The sequence below is a fragment of the Saccharopolyspora sp. ID03-671 genome (assembly GCF_045278815.1).
GTDB lineage: Bacteria > Actinomycetota > Actinomycetes > Mycobacteriales > Pseudonocardiaceae > Saccharopolyspora > Saccharopolyspora ipomoeae.
Map to the genome: position 1 here is coordinate 6,941,051 of NZ_CP134054.1, position 11,572 is coordinate 6,952,622.

The window sequence follows — 11,572 nt, forward strand, 5'->3', positions numbered from 1 at the left end:
CGACTACCACTCGTCAAGGGTTTCCAACGCGATCACGACGAAACCCTCGTAGGTGCCAAGTGCGAGACGCTTGCCGCCAAGCCAAGTAACGGAATTCGCTGCGAAGCCGACAGCGAGCGTCGAAAACAGAGTTTGGGAATCGGCGTACCATAGCCGCACCGTTTCGTCGTTGCTTCCGGTGGCGAGGAGTGTGCGGCCATCCGACAACGGCACAACCGCCACCGACTTGACCATGTCCGTATGACCGGCGATCGTTCGGTGGATACGGCGGTGCCGAAGACTACTTGTTTGGACCAACCAAGCAGTGTGCGCTCCTCGTGGTTCGGATGCGCCATTGTCGGTTGTGGGGGTGTGTCGGGCCATTGCGAGTTGGCGTGATCCTTGCCGCTCCGCCGGCTCGGTGGCTGCGGTGAGGTGGCTTGCTCCTAGCACGCCGATGGCCGGTGGAAGGGCATAGAAGCCGAAGGCGGATCGCATGGCGTCGGCCGACACCATCGTCGGATCGAGTTGATCGAGCACGGTTGTGTTGGTCGCTAGCGTTTCCCAACCCTTCCGGCCAGCGGCGCTGGCGTGGCCGGAGAGGTGGTGCACGACGTACGGGCTCAGTGGACCATAGCTGCGGTCGGCTTGGTCGAGCAGGGCACTCGTGATCGACTGATGGGCGTCACGGTCGCGGGTAGTGGGGTGCGTTTCGCTGGTGAAGCTTTCGGCAAACGTGTGGTGTGCCAGGCGGTACACGGTCTCACCCTGTTCCTCGTCGACCAGGACGTATGGCGCGGCGGTGGCCAGCACCGTGTGGACATCCGGGGTCGTTACCGGGCCGTCCTCGTGCATCGCCGAAGCGATCGTGGCTGCAATGCCACCTGCGATGGGCGCACCGCGGCCACGGGCGAACGTGAAGGCGCGCAAGACCGGGGTGCTCGCGGGATTTGCGCGAGTCAGCCGGGCAACGGCGCTGGCGAACGGATCGCTGTGGGTGTTGCGCAGCAACACGTCGAGTTCCATACCGTCCGGGAGCTGGCCGCTGGCCAAGATTTCATGGACGGTCAGACGGGCGAACAAAAACTCGTGCTGCGTGCTGCTGCCGATTGCGAATGCGGTAGCACGGATGGCGGGATCGTCGCTGCCTGGGAGCAGTCCGCGATCAGCGGCGACGCTCAGGCGCACCCGCACGTATTCGGTAATGGCCTCGGTGGAGCGGGTGACGTGCACGGTGTCGCGGGGTGAGGAGCCAAGTGCGTCGAGCAGGTCATGGTCGTCCGGCGCAGATCGGTCTGGTCCTTCCCGAGTGTTAGCGCGGGTGCTGACCACGACGCGAACCCTGTCGAGATCAGCCAACATACGTAAAAGGCGTGCGGTGACGGCTGGCTCCTGGGCCTCGTCGAGCGCGTCGGCCAGCACCGTCACGGACTCACGCGCACGGACACGGACAGTAATTTCCTCGATGAGCCAACGGAGTTGCTCGTTGTGCTCGCCGACCGGCGGCATGCCGAGCCCAGTATCGGCAGCCAAGCGGGCAATCACGCCGGTCGAAGAGAGTCCGGCCAGGTGCAGCACGACGTCGAAACAGTCGTCCGGAGGACGGAGCTCGACCGGTGCGTCGGTGAGCCTTCCGTGCGCGGCCAGTGCACCGCGCAATCCAGGTCGGCTCTGCACCGCCAGATGCCCCAGTAATGCCGACTTGCCAGAGCTCGCACGCCCGGTCACAGCCAGCAGGCCACGACCAGTGGTGCGCAGCCACGTCGCGATCCGCTCGGATTCCGTCTCCCTGCCCTCGAAGTACCAGGACTGTTCGCCGAGTTCCGCGCCCTGGGCCTTCGGGAGGAAGTGGCGTTGTTCGTCAGGGGTGAGCTCGTTGAGCGCCGCGTCGAGTTCGCTCACCTCGTCGACCGGGCCGATCAGTGGCACGCCCCGTCTGCGTTTGAGCACGGCATGCTGATCGATCTTCTTGAGCACCACCTCCGCTTCTGGCAGCACTTTGCGTAGTTCGTGCTCGAACTCCCATACGGTGATCTGAGCGGTATTGCGGAACGTCCCGGACAAGACGGGTTCCAACGCTTCGCTGAACCGGCCCAGGGTCGTGGTCCCATCACCGGAGGTGCCGACCAGCAACACCCGCCGGGTCCCTGGCCGTCGGTCGATCTCCGGACTGAGTGTCTGAACGAACTTCGCTGAATGACAGGTGTCGATGACGACGATGTGCCAGCCGTCGGTCGCGACGGTTCGCCGGGCGATCGTGTCTGCGATTTTCGCGGCACTGACTCCGTCCGCACCCACCGGATTGGGACTGTGGGTGTGTGCGAGCGTGGCGGTGTGCTGGTTGGCGAAACCGTGCCCAGCCCAGTACAAGAGCGAACATGGGGACCCGCGCTGTACCCATTCCTCACGACGATGCATGATCGCCGTGTCGTCACGATGGTCTTCGGGAACCTCCCAATCGACGACCGGCGCGTCGAAGAACGCCAACTGCTCGGCGATATGGGTGATCTCGTCGTCCACCGGCAGCACCGCATTCTCACCCCAGCTGGGGTTGCTGTAACGACCAATCACGATCGGGAACAGTTCCAGCCGCGGAGTCATTCGTGCGGGTCCTCCGCGAGCACGTACTGGGTGACTGCATCACCGCCACCCTCAACGCGGACTTCGTACAGTCCCGGCGTCGGTACCGTGACCGTCGACTGCAACACTCCGGACCGGCGGTGCACGTGGCTGCCCGGGATCTCCGTCGCTGTAGCCACGTTGATCAGGCGCACGGTCGTCAGCATCGGATCCGCCTCGGTGAGCTCGACTGCCCATTCCCGCTGGGGCGTTACCACGTCCGGTACTCTCATGCCGAGGTCGCCGGCACCGAGCCGGGGCCCGAAGTCGGCCTTGCCATGCACCACGATGTCACGCGTGATCGTGATCGCCACATCGGCGCTGGCCATCGGCAGGTGCTGCAGCGCGACCGGTGTCCGCGCGGTGTCGGCGGCAGGCAGGCTCGCGTTGCGCGGCACGGTGCCATCGCCGAGACCTGGCAACGTGGTCAGCGTGCCGTCGGGCTCACGAGCCACGCTGTCCGCCGAGACCGGAACGTAGGTGTGGGGCAGACCGTGAACGGTGCCGTCGGTGAGGTCGAGGCTGGACACGGTGGGCTGTTCGACGCCCAACAGGGCGTGGTGTCCCGTCATCAGGGTGTCGCGTAGCTCGGTGCGGGTGCGCAGGGCGTTCGCGGCGAGTCCGGCGTCGCCTCCGAGTCCCGCGATATCGGAGGCGGTCAGCCTGGTGAGGTCGTGGCCCCTCACTACGCACCGGTAGGTGGGCAGCAGGTCGTACAGACCGGGCATGGTGACCGCGGCCTGCCGCAGCTCCTCCCGTAGCCACGGCGGCCCGCTGATTTCCGTGCCGCCCCCGAGCACCGCGGCGGCCTTCGCGGCCCCGCCGAAGGGGGTGCCCAGGGTGACTACGTTCCGCACGTTCGCGACGGCTCCGGGGATCGTGTGCAGGTGTTGACACAGCAGCCCGCCCATAGAATGAGCCACCAGCACCACCTCGGCACGGGGATTGCCGAGGTCAGAGACGAGTTCGTCGACCTTCTTAGCCAGTAACCCGGCGTTGTGCGCGACCGGCAGCCGCCAGTCGTAGGAGAACTCCCGCACCGTTTCCGGCCGTCGCCCCTCCCGCAAACTCCGCAGCAGACCCCGGTAGGGCGGTAGGCCGCCGAAGCCGGGAAGAAACGCTGGATACTTCAGTGGCGACGGCACGACCCGCCCGGTGCGGCCGTCACGTTCCTCGTCGGTGACCTTGAGCGCCTCCAACGCGTTGCTGGGGCGGCTGAGCATCCGTACCAGCCACCGGGGTTCGAGACCCCAAATGGTGTCGCCGGTGACCGTGTCATGCAGTGCGCTACCCAGCAGGCCGGGCACGAGCATGACCGCATCAGGTGTCCGTTGATCCCCCATCGCACGCACACATACCCCCACCATGCTTTATTGTGACGATCCGCCCGCGCTACGTTAGCGGATACGGCACGGGCAGCACCGAGTCCCCGAACCACAGCCGGAGAAGCCATGTCCGCGTCTCGCCGCCTTTTCGTCCTCGCGGTGCGCGACTATCCGGAAGCTCACAACAGCGGGTTCGCCGACGGCATCGACGATCAGCTCGCGGTGGTTAACGACTGGTGGTCCGCCGCAGAACTGAAGGAACGGGCGCTAACCAAGACTGAGCTGCGGCCCATCCGGAACCGCCGGGACGTCGAGAACGCTGTTGACGAAGCTGGATTGCGTAACCTGACCGAACACGACGTGGCCGTTCTCTACATCACCGGACACGGCATGGCCGGCCGCAGTGGGCATTTCCTACATTTGCCCGAAACGCCGCGTGGGCAACATGTCGCACAGGGCTATCCCACCCGGGAAATACTCGGGGCCGTTCTCGGTTCCCACGCGAAGCACCTGCTCGTGATCGCCAACTCCTGTTTCGCCGGGACACTGGCGAAGGAAATCGAAACCCTGCGCGAAGATCTGCCACACCGCAGACTCGACTCGATCGAACTGTTCTTCTCCGGCGACTTCGACGAGATGCCCCAGGTTCGCGAATTCGCCGGCATCCTCGCCGAGGTCCACAGATACCTGCGTAGCGACCAGGCCGGGTACGCCACCGACTGTCTGAGCTTCGACCAGTTCGCGGCCGAACTGTACGGCGCGCACCGGCGATTGGCCAAAACTCAGCCCGGGTTACCCGAACCGATCCGGTTCATGTGGCCGAAGCTGGCCAGTCCTGATCCCAGCCCTTGCCTGCCAAACCCCGGATACCGACCGGCACCGCGGGTCGTCGACGCCGCCCGTGCACAGGTCTCCACCCCGGCCGACGAACTGGACTACTGGCTCGATCGCGCCAGCGGCCGGACCTCCACCGACGACCCGGGCTGGTACTTCTCCGGACGGCGCGAACTCACCACTCGCGTAGCCGATTTCCTTCGCGACGGGCAGGGACTGTTGATCGTCACCGGCGCTGCGGGGACGGGCAAATCCGCGATCATCGCCCGCGCAGTGACACTCAGCGACCCCGATTTCCGCAGCAATCCCCGGCATGACAAGGCCATGAGAGGCGCACCGGCGGAAACCGTGCCACCGGTGCGTTCCGTGGCGGCGGCAGTGCTGGCCCGCAACAAGTCCGTCACCGACGTCGCCGAACAGCTCATTCGAGCACTCGGCGCCACCCCGGCGTCCACCACGGCACCGGAAACGCGGATGGCTGACCTGCGCGCGCAACTGCTCGGTCTGGTCGAGGGTGGGAAGACACTCGTGCTCGACGGCCTCGACGAGGCTACCGATCCGACCCGGCTCATCACGGACCTGCTCGGCCCGCTGCTGCGCGCAACCGCCGCGGACCCCCGGTTCCGATTGATCGTTGGGGTGCGCAGTGCTGTCCCCGAATCCGACGGCCCCGCGCCAGGACACGACCTGCTCGACCTGGTGTCCGGGTTCTCCTTGCATTGCACCGAGCTACGCACCGACAACGACACCCTCAGCGATCTCACCGAATATCTGACATCACTCGTCGCCGACCACTACCAGGGATACGAGGCCGAACGGGACCGGCTCATCACCGAGTTGGCGCGGACCATCGCCCCGTCGTTCCTCGACGCCCGGTTCGCGGGTCAACGACTCCGCGAGAGCGACCCCCTGATCACCGGGGACGTGGGCCTTCACGATCTACAGCAGGGCACCGTCGGGCTGCTGCGCGCCGACCTCACCGACACCGCGACCTCCGAGCATCCGGCGACCGCATTGCTTGCCGGGTTGCGAGCCACAGCGTTCGCGCTCGGCACGGGGGTGCCGTTCGCCAATATCTGGCCCGCCGTCGCCACAGCAGTCCTCGACGCACCGGTCCCCGACACCACAATCGAGTACCTGCTGCACAGCAGACTCGGTGGCTACCTGGCCCGTGGCACTGCCGACGCCCGTGTCGTCTTCCGCCCCGTACACGAATCCCTCGCCGAGACGCTACGTGATCACCCGGAACTGTTCCTGGGAGCACCCGATGCCCACTGACAGCACCCCCGAATCTGACGGCACCGAGCTACACGAGGACGTGCACCGGCGCATTACTGAGAACCTGGCCGCGCTGCTGCCCGACAGCCCGGAGATCGCACCGCACCCATACCTTCGGCGACGACTTGTCGAACACGCCGTCCGTGGCCGCGTACTCGACGACCGGCACGTGCCCGCACCGTTCCTGCCGTGGGACACCAGCGGCAGGGTTCGCAGCGGACTCGGGCTTCCCGTACCCGACGATCCCGACCACGCCGAGCTCGCCGCCTGGGCCAGCATCGAGCCCTTCCTTGCCGACGCGCCACCACAATCGCGCGCACTCAGCCACGGCTTCGCGCGCACCACGCTTGGACTACCGCCCACGAACGCGGTACACCCGCCAGGCCTGCGCCCCTGCTTAGCACGCTGGCAGGTCACAAATAATGTCCTCGCCCACGTGGGCTCGTCGGTCGAGGCACTCGCCGCCCTCCAAACGCCTGATGGCGGCACTCTGGTTGTTACCGGAAGTGACGATGGCATGGTGCGGTTGTGGGATCCACACACCGGTACGCAGGTCGGTGACCCGCTGGCCGGCCACACCGGCAGGCTGGCGGCGGTGGTGGCGGTGCCGTGGTCGGGTGGCCGGACGCTCCTTGCCACCGGCGGTGACGATGGCATGGTGCGGTTGTGGGATCCACACACCGGTACGCAGGTCGGTGACCCGCTGGCCGGCCACACCGGCACGGTGAGGGCGGTGGTGGCGGTGCCGTTGTCGGATGGCCGGACGCTCCTTGCCACCGGCGGTGACGATGGCATGGTGCGGTTGTGGGATCCACACACCGGCACGTTGGCCGGCCACACCCGCAGGCTGACGGCGCTGGCGGCGGTGCCGTGGTCGGGTGGCCGCACGCTCCTCGCCACCGGCAGCTGGGATAACACGGTGCGGTTGTGGGACCCACACACCGGCACGCAGGTCGGTCGCCCGCTGGCCGGCCACACCGGCACGGTGAGGGCGGTGGTGGCGGTGCCGTTGTCGGATGGCCGCACGCTCCTCGCCACCGGCAGCTGGGATAACACGGTGCGGTTGTGGGACCCACACACCGGCACGCAGGTCGGTGACCCGCTGGCCGGCCACACCGGCACGGTGGCGGCGGTGGCGATGCTCCCGTGGTCGGATGGCCGCACGCTCCTCGCCACCGGCGGTGACGATGGCACGGTGCGGTTGTGGGACCCACACCACGGTACGCAGGTCGGTGACCCGCTGGCCGGCCACACCGGCACGGTGAGGGCGGTGGTGGCGGTGCCGTGGTCGGATGGCCGCACGCTCCTCGCCACCGGCGGTGACGATGGCACGGTGCGGTTGTGGGACCCACACACCGGCACGTTGGCCGGCCACACCCGCAGGCTGACGGCGCTGGCGGCGGTGCCGTTGTCGGATGGCCGGACGCTCCTCGCCACCGGCGGTGGCGATGGCACGGTGCGGTTGTGGGACCCACACACCGGCACGCAGGTCGGTCGCCCGCTGGCCGGCCACACCGGCACGGTGGCGGCGGTGGCGATGCTCCCGTGGTCGGATGGCCGCACGCTCCTCGCCACCGGCAGCTGGGATAACACGGTGCGGTTGTGGAATCCACACCACGGTACGCAGGTCGGTGACCCGCTGGCCGGCCACATCGGCAGGGTGAGGGCGGTGGTGGCAGTGCCGTGGTCGGATGGCCGCACGCTCCTCGCCACCGGCAGCTGGGATGACATGGTGCGGTTGTGGGATCCACACACCGGTACGCAGGTCGGTGGCCCGCTGGCCGGCTACATCGGCAGGGTGAGGGCGGTGGTGGCGGTGCCGTGGTCGGGTGGCCGGACGCTCCTTGCCACCGGCGGTGACGATGGCATGGTGCGGTTGTGGGATCCACACACCGGTACGCAGGTCGGTGGCCCGCTGGCCGGCCACACCGGCACGGTGAGGGCGGTGGTGGCGGTGCCGTTGTCGGATGGCCGGACGCTCCTTGCCACCGGCGGTGACGATGGCATGGTGCGGTTGTGGGATCCACACACCGGCACGTTGGCCGGTGGCCCGCTGGCCGGCCACACCGGCAGCCTGACGGCGCTGGCGGCGGTGCCGTGGTCGGGTGGCCGCACGCTCCTCGCCACCGGCAGTGACGATGGCACGGTGCGGTTCTGGGATGTCAGCACACAAGACGAGTTGGTACGGCTCGTTGTCGGACCCGCAGTGCACACCATCACCACTGGCAACGGGTTACTGGCTCTTGGCAGCGATGCGGGGTTCGCTGTTGTCGACCTCGCGATGCTGGAGCGCTGAACTGCGAGTAGGGTGCCGAGCTCCGTCGGCCGTGAGCAGTTCTGTCGCGGAGTAGTAGCGCAGGGCGTGCGAATTCGTGTCGATGTTGAGCGTGTCGACGATGTCCTTGGGGCCACAACCTTCGAAGGCCGCATCATCCCCAGCGACAACAGCTAACCACTCAAGGGTCTGCCCAGGGTTTGGTTGACACCTGATGTGTGAGGCTTCGGCCTTGCTTGGAAGGATGTCGTCCGTGCCTAAGCCTTATCCGCAGGAGTTTCGTGATGATGTGGTCGCGGTGGCCCGTCGTCGTGAGGCGTCGTTGACGCAGGTGGCAGCTGATTTCGGGATCTCGATCGGCTGTTTGAAGAACTGGATGCGTGCCGCCGAGGTTGCCGAGGGAGCCCGGGAGGGTGTGACTCGGGAGGAGTCGGCCGAGCTGCGGGAGCTGCGGAAACGCAACCGGTTGCTGGAGCAGGAGAACGAGGTGCTGCGCAAGGCCGCGGCCTATCTCGCGCAGGGCAGCCTGCCGGGAAAATAGCGTTCCCGCTCGTCCGTGACCTGGCCGCCGCCGACGCGCCCCTGCGGGTGCCGGTGGCGGTGACGCGGGAGGGTGCTGGGAGTCTCCCGGCAGGCCTACTACCAGTGGGAGTCCGACCCGGTCTCGCAACGTGACTGGGACGACGCGCATTTGATCAACGCCGCGCTGGAGATCCATGCCGATGACCCCACCGAGGGCTATCGGTTCATCGCCGACGAACTCGCCCGGCGTGGTTTTGCCGCCTCGGAGAACCGGGTGTGGCGGATCTGCTCGCTGCAGGGCATTTTCTCGGCGCATGCCAAGAGAAAGGGCCGGAACCCGAAGGCCGGCCCGCCGGTCCACGACGACCTCGTGGACCGGGACTTCACCGCCACCGCCCCGAACACCAAGTGGCTGACCGACATCACCGAGCATGCCACCGGCGAGGGCAAGCTGTATCTGTGCGCGGTCAAGGACTGCTACTCCAACCGCATCGTCGGCTACTCAATCAGCCCTCGCATGCGCTCCTCGCTGGCGGTGGCCGCGTTGCGCAACGCCATCGCCCTGCGCAACCCGCACGGCGTGATCGTGCACTCGGACCGCGGCAGCCAGTTCCGGTCGGCCAGCTACCGGCGTTTGCTGCGCCAGTACGGGCTGACCGGGTCGATGGGCCGGGTCGGTGCCTGTGGCGACAACGCGGCCATGGAATCGTTCTTTTCCTTGCTGCAAAAGAACATTCTCAACACCAGACGCTGGAAAACCCGCGAGGAGCTACGGCTGGCGATCGTGTCCTGGATCGAAACCAAATACCACCGCAGACGGCGACAACGCCGCCTCGGCAAACTCACCCCAGTCGAGTTTGAGACCATCTACACCGCCGCCCCAGCGGCCTGAAAACACTCAACCCCGAGTGTCAACCGAACCCTGGGCAGTCCCCTCCACGCACGGAGATGATCCGTCCGGCAATGCGACGTTGGAGTTTTCCCGCTTGTGCTTTCCACGTACGTGGAGGTGGTCCGGGCGAACAGGCCCACTTGTGTTTGGTCCATGCGAGCACTTCAGTGGCGAATGAAATTTACGCCGAGGTGGTGGATTCCGAGGGTATACGAGGTGATGTCGTATGCCGCCGACTGCACTGGAAGATCCACACCGAGGCGATACTGCCGTGAACTCCCAAACCAGGTCGTGGCGTAGGGAGGGTCTGCCCAGGGTTTCGTTGAAACGCTAGTCGCTCCTAGTCGCGGGGAGCGTTGGTAGCTGGGTGGACGAGACCGGTGCGAGTTGTGACTGAGGTTGCTGCCACTCTAGCGGGGTGAGTGTGAGGTGGGATGAAACGTGGCACCGGGTGCAGGAGTGGACTAACGGCCAAGGCCAGTCAGAGCGGCTGGCCGTGCAGATCTTGCTCGCAGAGGGCTTTACTGATCTCGACCCGAGCCACCCACTTGGTGGGCCCGACGGTGGCAAAGATGCGATTGCGCGTCGAGATGGTCGCACCTGGGGTGTGGGGGTGTACTTTCCTCGGGGAAAGCAGTCTTTCGGGGCAGTGAAGAAGAAGTTCGACACAGATTTCCGCAGAGCCTCCGGGGCTGGCTTTGACGGACTGGTGTTTGTGACCAACCAAGAGTTGAGTGTGAGCCAACGGGCTATCCTGAGTGCGAACGTTTCTGGGGGGACGATGATCTACCACCTGGAGCGAGTGGTCGCTGTGCTCGACCAGCCGCGGATGGCCCGTGTGCGGCAGCAGTTCCTTGCGTTGGACGAGCGTCGTGACTCTGCCGGTGGAAGCGAGTTCTTCGGTCTCTACCAGAAGGCCATCGACCATCTAGACTCCAGCCGGGCACATACTAGGTTGGGTGGGCTCCGTGTCTTGTCAGCGCTCGGCCAGGATTATCGTGGTCAGCGCCAGACGGTAGTGGACGCAATCTGCGGATACCTCCGGACCCCGTGGGATAGCAACGACCGTTCGGAGGCTGAGGTGCGACGGTCGGCTTTGGGGATCCTGGCAGGGCACCTCAGACCGTTTCGTGGCGAGGATTCGTTGCCGCAGTCGACGTCCTTCTGGGAAGGCGTGAGTGTCGATCTTGTGGGTGCGGTGCTCCACGAGGCCCGTTTTGACGGCTGTGAGTTCGCGGCGGCGGACTTCGAGAGGGCGACTTTTATCGGATCGACTGGGTTTAGAGGCGCACATTTCTTAGGCACGGCTCGGTTCGTGCACGCGACCTTCGGCGGTTGGTGGGCCGACTTCAGAGGGGCGACGTTTTCAGGCGTCACCTGGTTTCGATGGGTGAACTTCACCGTGAATGCGTTGTTCGGCTCGGCGAGGTTTCGGTTAAATGCCGAGTTCTCCCGCGCTCAGTTCGGCGAGGATGCGGACTTCACTGGAGTCGAGGTCGGGCAAGTTGGCTGGTTCACACACAACATATTTCATGGATCGGCGCTCTTCCGCGACGCTCGGTTCAAGTTCGCCAACTATTGGTGCGTAGATTTCGAGGGGCACGTGGATTTCGCTGGCGCGCGCTTCACCGGTGCCCCTCCAGGGTGCGTTGAGGTCCGGTATCAGGACACACAGAACGGGCATGCTCACTGCTGGCCGGAGGGCTGGATTAACGAGTTGAGATCGCTGCCCTCGCAGGAACATCGAACGCCTCCATGGTGGTGAGACGCGCCGCCGGCCACCCCCGATGGGTGCGGGCGAAATCCGCCGAACACCGAGCCACTTGAGCAAGCGTGGAACGCCGGGGA

The 11,572-nt window shown here is 66.1% G+C and carries 5 protein-coding genes and 1 pseudogene; 4 read left to right on the forward strand and 2 right to left on the reverse strand.

Features of this window, described 5'->3' with window-relative positions:
- Positions 1–3: 3 nt before the first annotated feature.
- Both REH65_RS32285 and REH65_RS32290 read right to left on the reverse strand, forming a co-directional pair.
- On the reverse strand, positions 4–2,580 hold the full coding sequence (locus REH65_RS32285; protein ID WP_406690506.1) for a hypothetical protein: 2,577 nt from the start codon (positions 2,578–2,580) through the stop codon (positions 4–6).
- A complete protein-coding gene (locus REH65_RS32290; RefSeq protein WP_406690507.1) occupies positions 2,577–3,911 on the reverse strand; it encodes an esterase/lipase family protein in 1,335 nt (444 codons plus the stop codon). Before REH65_RS32290 ends, REH65_RS32285 begins: the two co-directional genes overlap by 4 nt.
- A 138-nt stretch (positions 3,912–4,049) precedes the next feature.
- On the opposite strand from REH65_RS32290, the gene REH65_RS32295 reads away from it, so the two are divergent.
- The 4 genes and pseudogenes from REH65_RS32295 (at position 4,050) to REH65_RS32310 (ending at position 11,489) form a co-directional block, all read left to right on the forward strand.
- Positions 4,050–6,035, forward strand: a complete 1,986-nt coding sequence (locus REH65_RS32295) for an AAA family ATPase (protein ID WP_406690508.1) — start codon at positions 4,050–4,052, stop codon at positions 6,033–6,035.
- Positions 5,929–8,331 (forward strand): WD40 repeat domain-containing protein, encoded by a 2,403-nt coding sequence (locus REH65_RS32300; RefSeq protein WP_406690509.1) that lies wholly within the window; start codon positions 5,929–5,931, stop codon positions 8,329–8,331. Before REH65_RS32295 ends, REH65_RS32300 begins: the two co-directional genes overlap by 107 nt.
- A gap of 232 nt (positions 8,332–8,563) precedes the next feature.
- Positions 8,564–9,724 (forward strand): annotated as a pseudogene (locus REH65_RS32305) (IS3 family transposase).
- A 649-nt stretch (positions 9,725–10,373) separates the two neighbouring features.
- Positions 10,374–11,489, forward strand: a complete 1,116-nt coding sequence (locus REH65_RS32310) for a pentapeptide repeat-containing protein (RefSeq protein ID WP_406690510.1) — start codon at positions 10,374–10,376, stop codon at positions 11,487–11,489.
- The last annotated feature ends 83 nt before the right edge of the window (positions 11,490–11,572 follow it).

Bases quoted from the DNA above. Each gene is read 5' to 3' on its own strand.
- REH65_RS32285 (WP_406690506.1), bottom strand. From the start codon at position 2,580: ATGACTCCGCGGCTGGAACTGTTCCCGATCGTGATTGGTCGTTACAGC.
- REH65_RS32290 (WP_406690507.1), bottom strand. From the start codon at position 3,911: ATGCTCGTGCCCGGCCTGCTGGGTAGCGCACTGCATGACACGGTCACC.
- REH65_RS32295 (WP_406690508.1), top strand. From the start codon at position 4,050: ATGTCCGCGTCTCGCCGCCTTTTCGTCCTCGCGGTGCGCGACTATCCG.